We start from the raw sequence: 17416 nt of genomic DNA on the forward strand, positions 1-17416 counted from the left end.
TACTTAAAAATGTTGATTTGAGGTAAATGTTATTTGTTAATAAAAACCAAATAAAAGGATTACATAATGGGCTGCAGATTGCACAAATTAAACGGATTATTTTATTTTTGATTCTGAAATCTTTATTGTTTTTGATAATTAAATAACATAAATCCGTATAAATCAGTTGCATCACTATAATCTATAGTCAAACTTTCTCCTTCGATATTTTCTTTAGAAAAAATAATGTTAATTTTGCGATTATGATTCGAATTACGATAATTGGTTCCGGAAACGTCGCGCAGCATTTAATAAAAGCATTTTCTGCAAGTTCACTTGTCGAAATTGTGCAGGCTTTTTCGAGAAAAAAAGAAGCTTTGACTTCTCTTCTTGAACCTGAAAAAATTGTAACCGATTTTTCAGTTTTGAAAGAAGCAGATTTATATATTATTTCGGTTTCAGACAATGCAATAGCCGAAGTTTCAAGCCAATTGCCTTTTGATAATCGATTGGTTGTGCACACTTCCGGCACAACTTCAATTGATGTTTTAGATTCTAAAAACAGAAAAGGTGTTTTTTATCCGCTGCAAACTTTTTCAAAAAATAAAGCAGTTGATTTTTCTATAATTCCTGTTTGTTTAGAAACTGAAAACCAGGATGATTATAAAATTTTGGAAGAAACAGCAAAAAGCATTTCAAACGCAGTATTTGCAATCAGTTCTGAGCAGAGAAAAGCTTTGCATGTTGCGGCTGTTTTTGTAAATAACTTTACCAATCATTTATATCAAATTGGTCAGGAAATCTGCGAAGAACATCATGTACCATTTGAGGTATTAAAACCTTTAATTCAGGAAACCGCAGAAAAAATACAAACATTAAATCCGTCAGATGCCCAGACAGGTCCGGCTAAACGCCATGATTCCCTGACTACCGGCGCACATCTGGATTTTATCACAAACGAAAATCAAAAAAATATTTATAAAATACTAACACAATCGATACAGCAGAATGGCAAAAAGTTATAAAGAAATGATGAACGACATTACAACATTTATTTTTGATGTTGATGGCGTACTTACAGACAGTTCCGTTTTTGTAACCACAGAAGGCGAAATTCTTCGTACAATGAATATTCGTGACGGTTACGCTATGAAAGCGGCGGTAGAAAGCGGTTATCATGTCTGCATTATTTCTGGCGGAAGCAACGAAGGCGTTCGCGTAAGACTTCGTAATTTAGGCATTACCGATATTCATTTAGGAACCCCTGATAAGGTTAAAACATTTGAAGAATATATAACTGCCAACAACATAAAACCAGAACAGGTTTTATATATGGGAGACGATATTCCGGATTATCATGTAATGAAATTAGTGGGACTGCCTGCCAGTCCGCAAGACGCTGTTCCCGAAATTAAAAATATCTGCCGTTATATTTCGCACGTAAAAGGCGGAAGAGGTGCTGCACGCGATGTTATTGAACAGGTAATGAAAGTGCAGGGAAAATGGATGGAATATTTTAATGGAAAACATGATTAATGATTAGATATTAATTGATAATTAAAAAATTAGAATCTTAGCAACTCAGAACCTTAGTAACTTAGAAAAGAATGAAATACCTAAAACTAATTCGATATAAAAATTTACTTATGCTTGCTTTTATGCAGGTTTTATTTCGTTATGCTTTTTTAAAGCAGCAAAATATTCCTTTAGCATTGGCAGACTGGCAATATGCACTTTTAGTTTTAAGCACTGTTTTATTGGCCGCTGCAGGTTATGTTATTAATAATATTTATGATGTTGCAACAGACACTATTAATAAACCACAGGATGTTGTAGTGGGAAGAGGAATTTCAGAAAACGCTGCATTTAATATTTACATTGCACTAAATGTGGCCGGGGTTGCGCTCGGATTTGTTTTATCTAATATTATTTTAAGGCCTACATTTGCTTCTCTTTTTATATTAATTGCTTCTGTCCTCTATTTTTATGCGACAACTTTAAAATCTATCATGATAGTAGGCAATTTTGTTGTTGCAGCTTTACTGGCAGTAAGTGTTTTGATAATTGGAGTTTTTGATATTTTTCCGGCAACAACTATAGAAAACAAAGCACAAATGGCAAGTTTTTTTTCTATTCTGACAGATTACGCATTATTTGCTTTTATGATCAATTTTGTACGCGAAATAGTTAAAGATATTGAAGATATGGATGGCGATTACAATCAGGGGATGAACACCTTACCCATTGCTATTGGAAAAAGCAGAGCAACAAAAATTGCATTGGGACTTGCGGTAATCCCATTTATTGTTTCGCTGCTTTATATTAATAAATACTTTTTTGAAAATAATCTTTTAATCGTGACATTTTATACATTCGTTTTTGTTTTAGCGCCTTTATTGTATTTTATTGTGAAGATATTTAGTGCCAAAACGAAGAAAGATTTTCATCATTTAAGTACGGTTTTAAAATTGATTTTGTTCTTCGGAATTTTATCCATTTTAGTAATCAGTTTAAACCATCAATACCTTCAAAACAATGCTTAAAGAAAAACTCAAAAAATATAAAATAATCCTGGCATCGGGATCACCTCGCAGACAGCAGTTTTTTAAGGATTTAGATCTTGATTTTGAAATCCGTTTAAAAGATGTTAAAGAAATTTATCCTCCAGAACTAAAGGCAGTCGAAATAACCGATTTTCTGGCACAATTAAAGGCAGATGCTTTTAAGGATGAATTAAAAGAAAATGAAATATTAGTAACAAGCGATACGATTGTATGGCATCAAAAAAAAGCTTTAGGCAAACCTAAAAGTGCCGAAGAAGCTTTTGAAATGATTAAATCAATGTCAAATACAACTCATGAAGTAATCACATCAGTTTGTTTTCAGACCAATTCTGCTTCTACCCTTTTGCACGATATTACGAAAGTCACTTTCAAAGATTTATCAGACGAAAGTATTTTATATTATATCGAAAACTACAAGCCTTACGATAAAGCCGGTGCTTACGGTATTCAGGAATGGTTTGGTTTTATGGCAGTTACAAAAGTAGAAGGCTCTTATACCAATGTTATGGGACTTCCTACAGCCAAAGTTTATGAATATTTGAGTACTTTAGTTTAAAAATTTATTTATGTTTTCTTTTAAAGGATATACTCAGGAAATATTTGCAACCTTAATACTTCTTATTGTTTTAGTTGCTTTAAGAATGATTGTGGCCAGATTAATTCGTCGTTTTGCCGCTACAAGTCACTTATTAGAGCATCGTACCAATTTGGTAATTAAATATATTAATATCCTGATGAACATTTTAATCACAATAAGTTTAATTGTAATCTGGGGTGTTGATACTAAAGATATATTCATTACTGTTTCTTCGATTGCAACGGTTATTGGTGTGGCAATGTTTGCTCAATGGTCTATTTTGAGTAACATAACTTCCGGAATGATTTTGTTCTTTTCGTTTCCTTTCAGAATTGGAGATACCATAAAAATTCATGATAAAGATTTTCCAATTGAGGCCGAGATTGAAGACATTAACACCTTTCATGTAAGCCTGCGGACAAAGGAAGGCGAAAAGATAATTTTCCCCAATAATCTCCTTCTTCAAAAGGGAATTTCCATTATACCAACACAATACGAAGAGAAAGAATTTTTTGACTAATTTTTTGAATGGGAATTTTATAAAGTATATAAGAAAAGCTGGAACGTTATAATTTAATTATATTATAATATTTGCTTAACCAATTATATATTCTATTTAAATTTCATCAAAATGACTCAACCTTTAAAACTGCCGTTTTATGCAAAGCTTGCTTGTATATTAGTTAGCTTAATTTCTTTTGCTTATATTTTTTGCATTACTAAAGACATACTAACGCCGGTTTTATTAGCATTTTTATTTGCTGTCTTACTGTTGCCCATTTTTACATTTTTAAATACAAAATTTAAGTTCCCAAGACATTTAGCGGCAATTATCTGCGTGGCTATTTTCCTTTCTGTAATTGCGGGAATACTAATATTTATTTCCTATCAGGTTACAAATATGGCCAACGATTTTGATACTATAAAGAAAAATGCCAATACGTTTTTAATTGAAATTCACAAGTTTGTCAGGGAGAATTTCCATGTAAGCATTGGAGAACAAAAAAAATATCTTGATACGGTTACAAAAGATTCTGTAAAAAACGGAAATGCAACTTTAGGTTCGGCAATAATATCAATCAGTGATTTACTTTTAGATAGTACTATTATTGTTATTTATACGTTTCTATTCTTAATTTACAAAGAACATTTCAAACTGTTTTTAGCCAAATTAATTAGTAAAGAAAATCACGCTGTTTTAAAAGATATTCTTTCGCAGATAAAAGTCTCAATCAACAATTATATTGTGAGTTTAATAATAGAAATGATTGTAGTTTCTGTTTTAACAAGTTTAGGACTTTGGATTATAGGAATTAAATATTTTATCCTGTTAGGACTAATAACAGGAATTTTAAATCTTGTTCCGTACATCGGAATTTTAATCGCCGGGATTATTACAGTTTTGGCTTCGCTTACAGGTTCCGGAGAAATCTCTGTTATATCAGGAATTTTAATTGTAAATGTAATCGTTCAGTTAATTGACAATAACCTTCTTGTACCTTTAATTATTAATTCAAAAGTAGAAATCAATGCATTTGTTTCCATTATGGGAATTATTGTAGGAGGCGCGGCGGCAGGAATTGCCGGAATGTTTTTGGCTATTCCGCTTTTAGCCATTTTAAAAATTATTTTTGACAGAATCGACTCCTTAGAGCCGTGGGGATACTTAATGGGAAATCATGTTCCCAGAAAATTTACCTGGAGAGTCCGAAGAGCAAAAACGGAATAATCTTTTTGATAAAATTGTCTTATCTATCTTAAATTCATAGAAAAATCTACTTTAAAGTTTAAACTTATCTGAATGTTACTAAATAAAAAAATAATTATTTTTATTTCCTTATGCTTTTGTTTTCAAAGCATTTTCGCTCAGACAGATAAATCAAAGAAAGAAAATCAGCCCAAAAAAGATAGTACGGAAATCTATACCAAGATTAAAAATTATTCCAAAAAAAATAAATTTACCCAAACACTTCATAAGCTTCTTTTCAGATCAAAAAAACCTAAAAAGAAAGATCAGATTATTGAACCAAGCGACAGCCAGAGATTTGAAGGAAAAATTATCAGAAGGATCAATATCGTAACCTTAGATCCGTTTGGATATTCTATAACAGATACAACTGTGGCGCCCAAAAACTGGGGAGAACGAACAGGAAACAGGCTGCATTTAAAGACCAAAAGAATAGCCATCTTAAATTTGCTTTTATTTAGAAGAAATACGCCGTATGACCCTTATAAAGTTCAGGAATCTGAGCGTTTGATTCGTGCGCAGCGTTATGTTACTGCGGTCCGAATTTCGAATGAGCTGGTAAGTCCTGCATCAGATTCTGTTGACGTAACGATTAGGGTTTTAGATTCGTGGAGTACTATTCCGAGATTTTCAATATCAGGCAGCAGGGTTTCAGTTGGATTTAAAGAAAAAGATTTTTTTGGCTCAGGCCAGCAATTAGAATATCGTTTTACCAATCGTTTTGATGACGGGGCAAATGGTAACGATATAACGTATACAGTTCCTAATATTAAAAATACGTACATCTCGACTGTTCTTCATTACAATATGGATTTAGATAATAATTATACTAAAAGTATTGATGTTGAAAGAGATTTCTACTCCCCTTTGACCAAATGGGCCGGAGGAGTTTTTGTCGGTCAGAATTTTAGGCGGGATACGCTTCAGGCACCGGATCAGACATATGCTTTTCAGCCTTTTAAAAATAATTTTCAGGATCTCTGGGTGGGTAAAGCAACCAAAGTATATGAAGATACAGAGGAAGCAATTACCAATTTAATTACAGCGGCAAGATTTCTAAATGTTAATTACAGCGAATCTCCTGATTCATTATATGATCCGACTGATTTTTATTCTGACGAAAAACTGCTCCTTATGGGCGTTGGATTAAACAGGCGTAAATTTATCAAAGATAATTACATTTTTAGAAACGGCCAGACAGAAGACGTTCCCGTGGGCCGTATTTACGGAATTACGTTTGGATATCAATATAAAAATCAAATCTGGAGGCCGTATGCGGGCGCACAGTTTTCTTTTGGAAATTATTACCGGTTTGGTTTTCTGAGTATGAATTTTGAGGCCGGAACTTATTTCCATGAATCAAAAACATATCAGACTGCTTATTTATTTGAATCGAATTATTTCACAAAACTCTATAAAATTGGAAACTGGAAACTCCGTCAATTTGTAAACCCAAGAGTGGTTATTGGTGCAAACAGACAAGATATAATTGGAGATCAGCTCAATATAAATGAAAGAAATGGATTGGCCGGATTTAACACTGCATGGTACGGAACAAGCAAAAGTCTTTTGTCACTGCAAACCCAAACTTATTCGCCTTATGCACTTTGGGGATTTCGTTTAAATCCGTTTTTTAATTATTCTATTGCATTTTTAGGAAACCCCAAAAATGCGATGTTTGACAGTAAACCGTATTCAAAAATTACTTTGGGCTTACTGATTAGTAACGACTACTTAGTTTTCAGTTCTTTTCAGTTATCAATATCCTATTATCCAAGTATTCCGTTTCAGGGAGATAATGTCTTCAAAACTAATACTTTTGAAACCACTGATTATGGTTTACAAAGTTTTGAACTTGCAAAACCACGAATTGTTGATTACAGGTGATAAAAATATTGTTATTTTTTTTTCGATTATTTAATCTCAACAAAATATTAAAAATCAATATTTTACAAAATGCGCTTCATTATTCAATCGTTTAAATGCATATTTTATCCGACGAAATACAATTGTTTTTATATTTTTGGCACGGTATATGAAAATCCCTAAGTAAGATTAACATTAAAAGTCTAGAAAAGATGAAAACAATTAAAATAGCAATCGCCGGATTATTTCTCCTGATTGCAAATGCCACACAAGCTCAGGTATCAATTAACGTTAATATAGGGACACCTCCAGCTTGGGGACCTGCAGGATATTCTGAAATGGAATATTACTATCTTCCAGATATTGAAGCTTATTATGATGTACGTGCATCTCAGTTCATCTATTTTGGAGGAGGAAGATGGGTTAGAACAACTTATTTGCCAAGACAATACAGAAACTACGATTTATACGGAGGTTATAAAGTAGTTCTGACAGATTACCACGGAAGAACTCCTTACACTTATTTTGATCGTCACAGAGTGAAATATTACAGAGGATACCACGGTGCACCACAAAGACCTTACAAACCACGACCTGTTTATGGTTATAATGATCGTCGTGATGATCACAGAGATCACAGACATTATGATAGACATGATAAACACGATAAACATCACGACAGACATGACCATGATCACGATGATGATCACAGAGGTCACGGAAGAAGATAATATTAAATAACTGATTTTCATTGCAAGAGAGTATCGAAATTATCGATACTCTCTTTTTTTTATTATTTTTTTTCTAACTTTAAGTTAAAACGATACGTTATTCATATAAATAACCTAACGTGATGATTTTGAGTTATTTATTGTATTGTTTATTAGAATTATAATCTACATTTGCAGCGAATTTGAAAATCCAAAAAACACAATTATGAAAAAGAATATCTATTTATTTTCATTTTTAGCAGTATCACTATTAATATCATGCGACAATAGTGACGATAAAAACGACAACCAATCGCTAAACGGCATTACCATTATTTCAGATCAAAACACTTTAAACCAAAGGCTTGATTACACAAATGCCGGAGTAATTTCTGTTGAAAATGGTTCTTTAACAGGTAAAACTTCAGAAAATACCGTGACTAGTTTTCCTTTAGTCCAAATTGCTGAAGTAAAACCTCCTGTAGATGCAAACGGAAAAACATTGCAGGCCAGTCATGTTACCGTTAACGGAAATTATGCTTACGTTTCTTATATCACAAGAGGAGATGTTTATTCCGGAGCTATCGATGTTATTGATGTTACAAATCCTTATAAACCAAAATTAGTTACATCTGCATTAATTCCTAATACAGATATTACATCACTTACCTACTCTAACGGAAACCTGATTATTGGTGCTGCAAAAGATGTAGACAAAGATCCATTACTGGGCACTAATCCTGCAGTAGTTTTTAATATGCCTTTAAGTTCAGGGTTACTTACTGATAAACTCACTACCAATTATTTAGAAAGCAGAGTTACAACAGATGTTGCGGCCAGCACTTCTAATTATTTTGCCGTTACCGGAGATAATGGAAGTTTGTTCAAAATAAGTGCTTCAACAAAAGCAATTACAGGAAAAACAGCAATGGCAGATTTGCGTTCAATTGCTTTAACCAGTGATAAAGTAGTCACTTTAAGCGGTACTAAAGGAGTAAATGTTTACAATCAGTCTACACTTGCTTTGCAAAAAAGCTTTGCAACATCTGCAGATGTGAGCGGTGCAAAAAGAACAATGGATATTGACGGAACAAAACTTTTGGTTTCTGAAGGTCCTGCCGGTCTTGGCGTTTACGACATCAACAGCGGATCTAAATTACAAACTATTGCAATTGCAGCAGCCGGAGAAGACAATGTTACCAATGCAGTTTCTATAAACGACGGTTACGCATTTTTGGCAAATGGTGCTTTAGGACTTAATGTTTACCAATCCGGAACAACGCAGCTTACTACATTAGGTTCAGTAGGAATTGCAGGTTCTTCAAACTATGTAAAATCTAGCGGTAATTATATTTATGTTGCCAGCGGTACAGGAGGTTTGAAAATCATTAAAATGGAAAAACCAAATACCACGTTTGCAAGCTGTTTAACATACGGATTATACAATCAGGGCAAAGATTTAATTTTAAATTCAAATGAAACTAAATCATATCAGGGTGCTACTTCTATAAATTCTGCAATTGTAAATTCTGGAGCAGCACTAACACATTGCGGTGCTATCTCTGTTTTAAGCAACTTAACTTTAAACAGCAATGGTACTTTTAACATGAGAGGAAGTTTATCTCAGGGTAAATACCAGCAGTCAAATGCAACAGAACTTATCATTAACGATAAAGCAATATTAAATATTGAAGGTTCGGTTGTAATTTGGGGAGATTTAAGATTAAACAGCGGTGCTAAAATTAATTTTATTGGCAATGATTCTATTATAACAATTTATGGTAAAGTTACTAAAGGAAGTAATGTAACAATTACAGGAACTTACAAAGACACTGAAAATAAATTAAAATAAAGATTATAAGAGCTTTAACGCTTATCATAATCCAAATATTAAAGAGCTGTCAGATTTATTTCTGGCAGCTTTTTTATTTTATTGTTAAAAATAAGGTACAATTATTGTGCATTAACATTTCATTTAAATATTCTTCCAAGATTAAATTAGTATTTTTGGGACGATCAAAAACATCTAACCACACCATGCGAAAAATACAGGTTCAAATACTTCTTCTATTTTTTATAGGTTTTCAAAACACATTTGCACAACAGCCTCAAAAACCAAATTCAGTTGAAATTTACAATCAAATCAAAAAATTAAACTTTTTAGGTTCTGTATTATATGTTGCGGCGCATCCTGATGACGAAAACACCCGAATGATTTCTTATTTGGCAAACGAAATGAATGCAAGAACTGGTTATTTATCATTAACACGTGGAGATGGAGGCCAAAATTTAATTGGACCCCAGCTTCGGGAATTACTTGGCGTGATTAGGACTCAGGAATTAATCGAAGCCAGAAAAATTGATGGCGGTGAACAATTTTTTTCCAGAGCAAATGATTTTGGCTTTTCTAAAAACCCGGATGAAACACTGCAAATTTGGGATAAAGATAAAGTCCTGGCCGATGTAGTCTGGACAATTAGAAAATTCCAGCCGGATATTATTATAAACAGATTTGATCATCGCTCGCCGGGTACCACACACGGACATCATACTTCATCTGCAATGCTGAGCGTAGAAAGTTTTAAATTAACTAATGATCCTAAAATTTATCCTGAGCAGTTAAAATATGTTACTCCATGGCAGGTTAAACGCCAGTTTTTTAACCCATCGTGGTGGTTTTACGGTAGTCAGGAAAAATTTAATGCTGCCAATAAATCCAAATTTACAAAATTAGAAACCGGAGTTTATTATACCGGAATTGGGAAATCGAATCAGGAAATCGCTGCTTTAAGCCGAAGCCGCCACCAGTCACAAGGTTTTGGCAGCACAGGTGTCCGTGGTTTAGAAACCGAGTATCTAGAGCTTATCAATGGTGAAACGCCAACCGACCGTGATAATTTATTTGACGGAATTGACACAAGCTGGAACCGCGTAAAAAACGGAAAACCAATTGGAGATTTGATTTCAGGTATTATCGAAAAATACAATTTCAGCAATCCGTCAGCAAGTATTCCAGATTTGATAAAAGCGTATACTATGATTACCGCTTTAGAAGATGATCATTGGAAAAATCTAAAACTGAATGCAGTAAAAAATATAATTGCTTCATGTTCCGGTTTATATCTTGAAGCGGTTGCAAATGAACAAGAAGCAACTCCCGGAAGTACTATTAATTTAAGTTTAGAAGCAATTAACAGATGTAATGTCGAAATGCAATTAACAAGTGTAACAACATTACCTGATAATAAAACAACTGCACAAAACAATATTTTAAAAGACAATAACGATCAAAAAATCAATCTGCAGTTACAGCTTCCGAAAAACATCGAATACACACAGCCTTATTGGCTAAAAGAGAAAGCGACTGTTGGAATGTATACGGTTTCAAATCAGGAAAATATTGGAATTCCGGATATTATCAGAGAAGTAAAAGTAATTTTTAATGTAAAAGTAAACGGTGTCGAAATTCCGTTTGAGCGTACTGTCGTTTACAAATACAATGATGGTGTAAAAGGCGAAATGTATAATTTCCTTGATATTGTTCCGGAAGTTACTACTTCTATTTTAGAAAAAGTTTTAGTTTTTAGGGATACCAAAAGCAAAATGGTTCCGGTAAAAGTTCGTGCCGGAAAAGACGACATTAAAGGAAATTTACAATTAGAATTGCCTAAAAGCTGGAATGTTTCTCCAAAACAAATTCCATTTGCATTAGATAAAAAAGGAACAGAACAGGTTTTTTACTTTGAAGTGACTCCGCCTGTAAATCCGGAAGAAGTTGTGGCAAAAAGTGTTGTTATTGCAGATAATAAACGTTTTGACAAAGACGAAACTATTATTGATTTTAACCACATTACAAAACAAATGGTTTTAAAACCGGCAGAATCAAAATGTATCCGAATTGACCTTAAAACTTCAGGCGACGCAATTGCTTATATTATGGGTGCCGGTGACGAAGTTCCTGAAAGCCTGACGCAAATGGGCTACAAAGTTTCGATTTTAAAACCAGAGGAAATCACTCCCGAAAAATTAGATTCGTTCTCAACAGTTATTACCGGAATCCGTGCTTACAATACAGTAAATGCTTTGGCTAATAAACAAAATATCTTATTCAATTTTGTAAAAGGCGGCAAAAACATGATTGTACAATACAATACAAACGGAAAATTAGTAACCGATAAAATTGCGCCTTATCCGCTAAAATTATCAAATGATCGTGTAACAGAAGAAAATGCAAAAATTACCTTTTTAGCACCAAATCATCCTGTTTTAAATACACCAAATAAAATAACTTCCAAAGATTTTGAAGGCTGGACACAAGAACAGGGATTATATTATCCAGACGAATATGATACCGCCTTCACTCCTGTTATATCATCTCACGACAAAGGAGAATCTGCCAAGAAAGGTGCTTTATTAGTGGCTCCATACGGAAAAGGATATTACATTTACACAGGCCTGAGCTTTTTTAGGGAACTGCCCGAAGGTGTTTCCGGAGCTTATAGATTATTATCGAATATTATCTCGTTAAAACAGCCTATTGAAGCTCCTAAACAAGATATAAAGCAATAAAACGAAAAAATATGGAAGCTAAAAAAACAAAAAAATGGAAAAAAAGCTATACCTACGTTTTGGTTGCTAATGCAATTTATATTCTGATTTTTTTCTTAATCATGCAATTATATTCATAACCTATGCAGCTATTTGACTGGATCGTACTTATTGTAACACTTTTATTCATTGTTGGATATGGTTCGTGGAAAACCAAAGGCAGCAAGAACGTTGAAGATTTCATTTTAGGAAACAACGAAACACCCTGGTACACTGTTGGACTTTCTGTAATGGCAACGCAGGCCAGCGCCATCACATTTTTATCAACTCCGGGACAGGCATATCACGACGGAATGGGTTTTGTTCAATTTTACTTTGGACTTCCAATTGCCATGATTGTAATTTGTGTGACTTTTATTCCGCTTTATCATAAAAACAAGGTTTTTACAGCTTATGAATTTCTCGAAAAACGATTTGATGTAAAAACACGTTCGCTGGCCGCTATTTTATTTTTGGTTCAAAGAGGTCTCGGAACAGGATTAACCATTTATGCTCCCGCTATTATTTTATCGGCATTATTAGGCTGGAACTTAACTATTATGAATATCATAATTGGAGTTATGGTAATCATTTATACCTTTTCTGGAGGAACAAAAGCGGTAAACGTAACGCAGAAACAGCAAATGTTTGTGATTATGTCCGGAATGTTCATCACCTTTTTCCTGATTTTACATTATCTGCCAAATGATATGACTTTTACAAGTGCCCTTCATATTGCCGGAGCAAATGATAAAATGAATATCGTGGATTTTTCTTTTGATCCGGAGGAAAAATATACTTTTTGGAGCGGAATTACCGGCGGATTTTTCTTAGCCCTCGCCTATTTTGGTACAGATCAATCTCAGGTTGGAAGGTACTTATCCGGAAAGTCTGTGAAGGAAAGTCAAATGGGATTAATCATGAATGGCCTTTTAAAAGTGCCAATGCAGTTTTTTATTCTATTAACAGGAGTTATGGTTTTTGTGTTTTTTCAATTTAATCCCGTTCCGTTAAATTTTAATCCGAATAATAAAATTGTAATAGAAAAATCAGCCTATAAGGAAGAATATCATGCTTTAGAAAAAAGATTAAGTAAACTTTCTGAAGATAAAAAAGTAATCAATTTATTATATATTGATCAGTTAAATCAGGATTATGACAATCCGATTCTGCGCAAGGAATTAGTCAATTTATCCAATAAAGAAAAAGATTTACGTGATCGTGCCAAAGATATTATTTCAAGAGCCGACAGTAATAGCGAAACTAACGATAAAGATTATGTGTTTTTTCATTTTATTCTGCATTACCTCCCAAAAGGTTTAATTGGGTTACTGCTTGCGGTTATTCTTTCTGCAGCAATGTCATCAACCGCTTCTGGATTAAATGCTTTGGCTTCAACAACTGCAATTGATATTTATAAACGAAATCTTAAAACAGAAAAGTCAGAGAAACATTATCTGTACGCTACTAAATTTTTTACTTTATTTTGGGGAGTTATAGCCATTCTTTTTGCCTGTGTAGGTACTTTGTTTGAAAACCTGATTCAGCTTGTCAACATTATTGGTTCAATATTCTATGGCACTGTTTTAGGAATCTTCCTGGTTGGATTTTACCTTAAAAAAGTTCAGGCAAAGCCAATGTTTGTCAGTGCGATAATCAGTCAGCTTACGATTTTTGTAATTTATTATTTTATGATTTACAGTCAGGAAAAATTAGGCTATCTATGGCTGAATTTTATTGGCGCTATTTTGACTATTGTTTTGTCATTGTTATTGCAGTTATTGTTTTTTAAGGGAAAAACAAATGACGACGAATTAATTTTAGAATAATCTAATCTTATAATCCTCGCTGGAAATGACAAATTTTTAATCCTTTTATTGATATTGAAACGTTTACTTTTCAAATCGAAAACGATATAAAATCTAAACAAATCTCTATCTTTGAGAAGTACTTCTTAAAAGAGAGCATTATGAAAGATCATAAAAAATACAGCAACAAAACCAAAGCTGCTTTTGTATTGCTGATTGTGATGCTGATCATTCTGCTTGGAAATTTCAATACGCTTCAAAATTCTAAAAATGTAAACGAAAATATCAATGCGATTTATAAAGACAGATTGGTTGTGGCGCATTACATTTTTCAATATTCAAAAGAACTTCATTTTATAAAAGCAGAAGCCGAAAAAATGAATTTAAGTGATAATATTAAAAAAGATGAAATCATTCATACTTTAAATATCATTCACACTATTGATGATTTGTACGCTAAAACAGTCTTGACCAATAATGAAAAACAACATTTTGATGCCTTTTTAGCTTCTTGTAAAGAAATCAACCGACATGCAGAAAATAAAAACTGGAATAAAATTACTTATTCCAGCGCGCAAGCCTTAAAAACTTTAGAATCCTTATCTCAAATTCAGATTAAGGAAGGAAAAGCAAAATTGGCAAATGCAAATGCCATGTACACTAAAAACAATAGTTTGGGGCAGCTTCAAATTGCTTTGCTTATCATTTTGGGCGGAATTACTTTTTATCTTTTAATTGTTAAAAAAATCAAGAGTAAGGTGAAAATTCCGGAATCGCCAAGTATGAATTAATTTATTTTAGCTTTCTGTCTTCTTCCTTAATTTGAAGATCATTTATACTGGCAAATCTTTTCTGCATTAAACCATTTGCATCAAATTCCCAGTTTTCATTTCCATATGCCCTGAACCAATTTCCGCTAAGATCCTGATATTCATATTCAAAACGTACGGCAATTCTATTTTCAGTATGCGCCCAGTATTCTTTTTTTAATTTGTAATTTTTCTCCTTCTTCCATTTCTCCGTTAAAAAAAGAACAATTTCATCACGTCCGTTTACAAATTTATCTCTGTTTCTCCATTCACTGTCAATCGTATACGCTTTTGAAACTCGCACCGGATCCTGACTGTTCCAGGCATCTTCTGCCAATTGAATTTTCTGCATCGCAGTTTCTAAAGTAAAAGGCGGCAATGGTAATTTCTGTTCCATTATTTTAAAATTAAAGTTTGAATTATTTTTTTTGATTGTTCAATTAATTGGTTCGATTTAAATAACTGACTTTCAATTATAGAGCTTTCAAATAGTAAATACACATGATCTGATACAATTTCGTCTTTTAAAATAGCTTTAAAAAAATCACGTAAATCTCTTTTATGACTTTGAATTACGCTGAGGATTTTAACATTATCTGATGGAATTTCTGAAAGAATATTCAGGAAACTACAGCCCCTAAAATTTTCTTTTTCATTCATGAAAATTAAAAAATCAAAAGACGCTAAAATTTTAGCTTTTGGTACTTCCTGATTTATGATAAATTTTTGGAGTTCATTAAACCAAAAAGAATGCCGCTGATTTAAAAAGGCAGCACACAGATCTTCTTTTGATTTAAAATGCTGATAAAAGCTGGCTTTTGCTACTTTCGATTCCTCAATAATCTGATTAATTCCCGTAGCATTATAACCTTGTTTGTGGAATAAAGTAAATGTCTTTTCTAAGATACGTTCTCTCGGCTGCATTTTTATTTAATTAACTGTGCAAATATAATAATTATTTTAACATACAGACCAGTCTGTCTATATTGTTTTAAAAAAAAACCGAAACTCATAAGTTCCGGATTTTAATTTATAGTTGAGATTTCAAAAAACTTATCTGCTCCACTCTGCGATACTGTCTTTATTCATCTTTACATAATCCTGATTGTTTGCAGCTTCGGCAGCGGCCAATGAAGCTTTTGCAGTTTCAATTGCTCCTTTTTTATCACCTTGTTTTGCCTGAATTAATGATTTTAATCTTGATACATAATAAGGCTTTTCTGTGCTCATATCCAGAGCTTTATCAACATAGGTTTTTGCAGTATCTAAATTTCCGTTTGAAGAAAATAAATATTGTGATGCAGCATAGTAATCATTCCATGTTGGTCCGGCTAATGTTTTTTCTATACTTGCAATAGCAGTTTTAGCAGTTGGAACCTCAAATTTTAAAGCAATATGAGAGTTTTCCCAGGCCATTTCCAAATAGGCAAAGTTTTGATCTAAACCATTAATTCCAATTGTAAAAGTTTCAACCGGAGTTGGCAGTGCATTTTCTTTTACTGTAGTTCTCAAAACAACGTATGATTCATTCCAGTTTTCCGGTAATCCCCAGTTATCAGTAGAAAGGTAAAAGATAACCTCCCAGCTTTCAATTTTTGGAATTGTATATATTGCATATTTTCCTTTTTTCAAGGTTTTGCCATCAATTATAACATCGTCGCTAAAATTAATTATTGTGTTTTCATTTGCTCCGGTTCTCCAAAGTTTACCAAACGGAACTAAATTTCCAAAAACAGCTCTGCCTCTGGCTCCCGGTCTTGAATACGTAACTTCAACATCAGTTAAACCAACGGTTTGTTTAATATATCCTTTTGGACTCGCTTGCGGCGTTCTAACTTGTGCTTCAACAGCAAAAGGCGCCAGAATTATGGCTAATGCAATAAGTAGTTTTTTCATTATTTAAGTTTAATTTGTTTTATTCAAATTTACAAATTCCATTATCTAACAAATGTTAAATTTAATATAATTCAGTCCTTTAACTGTGATATTTTTTCGGCATTTAGCTCGTTAAAATGATTGATAATTATATTGGCATCTGACAGATCCTGCAGGTGCGAATGATTGCTGTTATAGCCTACACAAAAAATTCCGGCAGCTTTTGCGGCTTTTACACCATTTGTGCTGTCTTCAATAATAATGCATTGTTCTTTTGGAGCGATTGACAAAGAAGCTGCATGGATAAAAATCGCAGGATTGGGTTTTGACTGCGGAAAATCTTCCCCGCTCACAATATGAGAAAAATACTGATGCAGATTAAATCTGGTAAAAACACGTTCAATGGTAACTTTTGATGCCGATGATGCCAAAATTAACTGGAATCCGCTGGCATGCAGATCTTTTATTAAATCTTCAACACCTTCTAAAAGATATAAATCTTCTTTGGTATCAAAAGCATCATTAAAAATAGTTCGCTTGCGCTGAATTAAGTCTTCAACTTCATGCTCAATGACCGGAAAGAAGCCTTTTAAACTCTGAAAAGTATTTCGGGTTGAAAATCCTGTAAATGAGGTATACATTTCTTCCGGAACTTCAATATTTAATTCTGAAAATTGTTTGTAATAAGCATAGCGATGAACGGGTTCTGTATCGACAATCACGCCGTCCATATCAAAAATTACTGTTTTAATCATTTTTTTTAGAGGTGCTAAGGGTCTGATGGACTAAGGTTCTAAGATGCTAAGGTTCTAAGTTTTTTTTTAAGATTCTGAGATACTAAGTTTTTTGTTTGACTTTTCAAAGTTAATCTTAGAACCTTAGCATCTTAGTGCC

Annotated in this window: 16 protein-coding genes; 12 read left to right on the forward strand and 4 right to left on the reverse strand. The window is 33.1% G+C overall.

The window, feature by feature from the left end:
* Positions 1-242: 242 nt before the first annotated feature.
* The 12 genes from ASE21_RS13210 to ASE21_RS13265 all read left to right on the forward strand — a co-directional run bounded on the left by ASE21_RS13210 (position 243) and on the right by ASE21_RS13265 (position 14629).
* On the forward strand, positions 243-1004 hold the full coding sequence (locus ASE21_RS13210; RefSeq protein WP_057123120.1) for a Rossmann-like and DUF2520 domain-containing protein: 762 nt from the start codon (positions 243-245) through the stop codon (positions 1002-1004).
* Positions 988-1515 carry a KdsC family phosphatase gene (locus tag ASE21_RS13215; RefSeq protein WP_057123121.1) on the forward strand — a complete coding sequence of 176 codons (528 nt, stop codon included), beginning with the start codon at positions 988-990 and terminating at the stop codon, positions 1513-1515. Before ASE21_RS13210 ends, ASE21_RS13215 begins: the two co-directional genes overlap by 17 nt.
* A gap of 71 nt (positions 1516-1586) precedes the next feature.
* A complete protein-coding gene (locus ASE21_RS13220; RefSeq protein WP_082603474.1) occupies positions 1587-2522 on the forward strand; it encodes a geranylgeranylglycerol-phosphate geranylgeranyltransferase in 936 nt (311 codons plus the stop codon).
* Positions 2515-3099, forward strand: coding sequence for a Maf-like protein (locus ASE21_RS13225; protein WP_057123122.1), 585 nt, complete (start codon positions 2515-2517; stop codon positions 3097-3099). The genes ASE21_RS13220 and ASE21_RS13225 overlap by 8 nt, the downstream gene beginning before the upstream one ends.
* A gap of 10 nt (positions 3100-3109) precedes the next feature.
* Entirely contained in the window at positions 3110-3640 is a 531-nt protein-coding gene (locus ASE21_RS13230; protein WP_057123123.1) for a mechanosensitive ion channel domain-containing protein, read from the forward strand.
* A gap of 111 nt (positions 3641-3751) precedes the next feature.
* A complete protein-coding gene (locus ASE21_RS13235; RefSeq protein WP_057123124.1) occupies positions 3752-4849 on the forward strand; it encodes an AI-2E family transporter in 1098 nt (365 codons plus the stop codon).
* A gap of 72 nt (positions 4850-4921) precedes the next feature.
* Positions 4922-6754, forward strand: a complete 1833-nt coding sequence (locus ASE21_RS13240; protein WP_057123125.1) for a hypothetical protein — start codon at positions 4922-4924, stop codon at positions 6752-6754.
* Between the two features lie 191 nt (positions 6755-6945).
* Entirely contained in the window at positions 6946-7464 is a 519-nt protein-coding gene (locus ASE21_RS13245) for a hypothetical protein (RefSeq protein ID WP_057123126.1), read from the forward strand.
* 205 nt (positions 7465-7669) lie between these two features.
* A complete protein-coding gene (locus tag ASE21_RS13250) occupies positions 7670-9295 on the forward strand; it encodes a hypothetical protein (protein WP_057123127.1) in 1626 nt (541 codons plus the stop codon).
* Positions 9296-9480: 185 nt separating this feature from the next.
* On the forward strand, positions 9481-12012 hold the full coding sequence (locus tag ASE21_RS13255) for a PIG-L family deacetylase (RefSeq protein ID WP_057123128.1): 2532 nt from the start codon (positions 9481-9483) through the stop codon (positions 12010-12012).
* Between the two features lie 122 nt (positions 12013-12134).
* Positions 12135-13859: a sodium:solute symporter gene (locus tag ASE21_RS13260; protein WP_057123129.1), complete on the forward strand. Its 1725-nt coding sequence runs from the start codon at positions 12135-12137 to the stop codon at positions 13857-13859.
* 140 nt (positions 13860-13999) lie between these two features.
* The gene (locus ASE21_RS13265; RefSeq protein WP_057123130.1) at positions 14000-14629 is read left to right on the forward strand and encodes an MCP four helix bundle domain-containing protein; all 630 of its coding nucleotides are present in this window, start codon (positions 14000-14002) and stop codon (positions 14627-14629) included.
* Between the two features lies 1 nt (position 14630).
* Here ASE21_RS13265 and ASE21_RS13270 read toward each other — a convergent pair whose 3' ends face one another.
* The 4 genes from ASE21_RS13270 to ASE21_RS13285 all read right to left on the reverse strand — a co-directional run bounded on the left by ASE21_RS13270 (position 14631) and on the right by ASE21_RS13285 (position 17277).
* The gene (locus ASE21_RS13270; protein WP_057123131.1) at positions 14631-15044 is read right to left on the reverse strand and encodes a nuclear transport factor 2 family protein; all 414 of its coding nucleotides are present in this window, start codon (positions 15042-15044) and stop codon (positions 14631-14633) included.
* Positions 15044-15571, reverse strand: a complete 528-nt coding sequence (locus ASE21_RS13275; RefSeq protein ID WP_057123132.1) for a TetR/AcrR family transcriptional regulator — start codon at positions 15569-15571, stop codon at positions 15044-15046. The genes ASE21_RS13270 and ASE21_RS13275 overlap by 1 nt, the downstream gene beginning before the upstream one ends.
* Positions 15572-15700: 129 nt before the next feature.
* Positions 15701-16543, reverse strand: a complete 843-nt coding sequence (locus ASE21_RS13280) for a DUF2911 domain-containing protein (RefSeq protein ID WP_057123133.1) — start codon at positions 16541-16543, stop codon at positions 15701-15703.
* Between the two features lie 71 nt (positions 16544-16614).
* A complete protein-coding gene (locus ASE21_RS13285; protein ID WP_057123134.1) occupies positions 16615-17277 on the reverse strand; it encodes an HAD family hydrolase in 663 nt (220 codons plus the stop codon).
* Positions 17278-17416 lie beyond the last annotated feature (139 nt).

It is taken from the genome of Flavobacterium sp. Root901, assembly GCF_001429765.1.
GTDB lineage: Bacteria > Bacteroidota > Bacteroidia > Flavobacteriales > Flavobacteriaceae > Flavobacterium.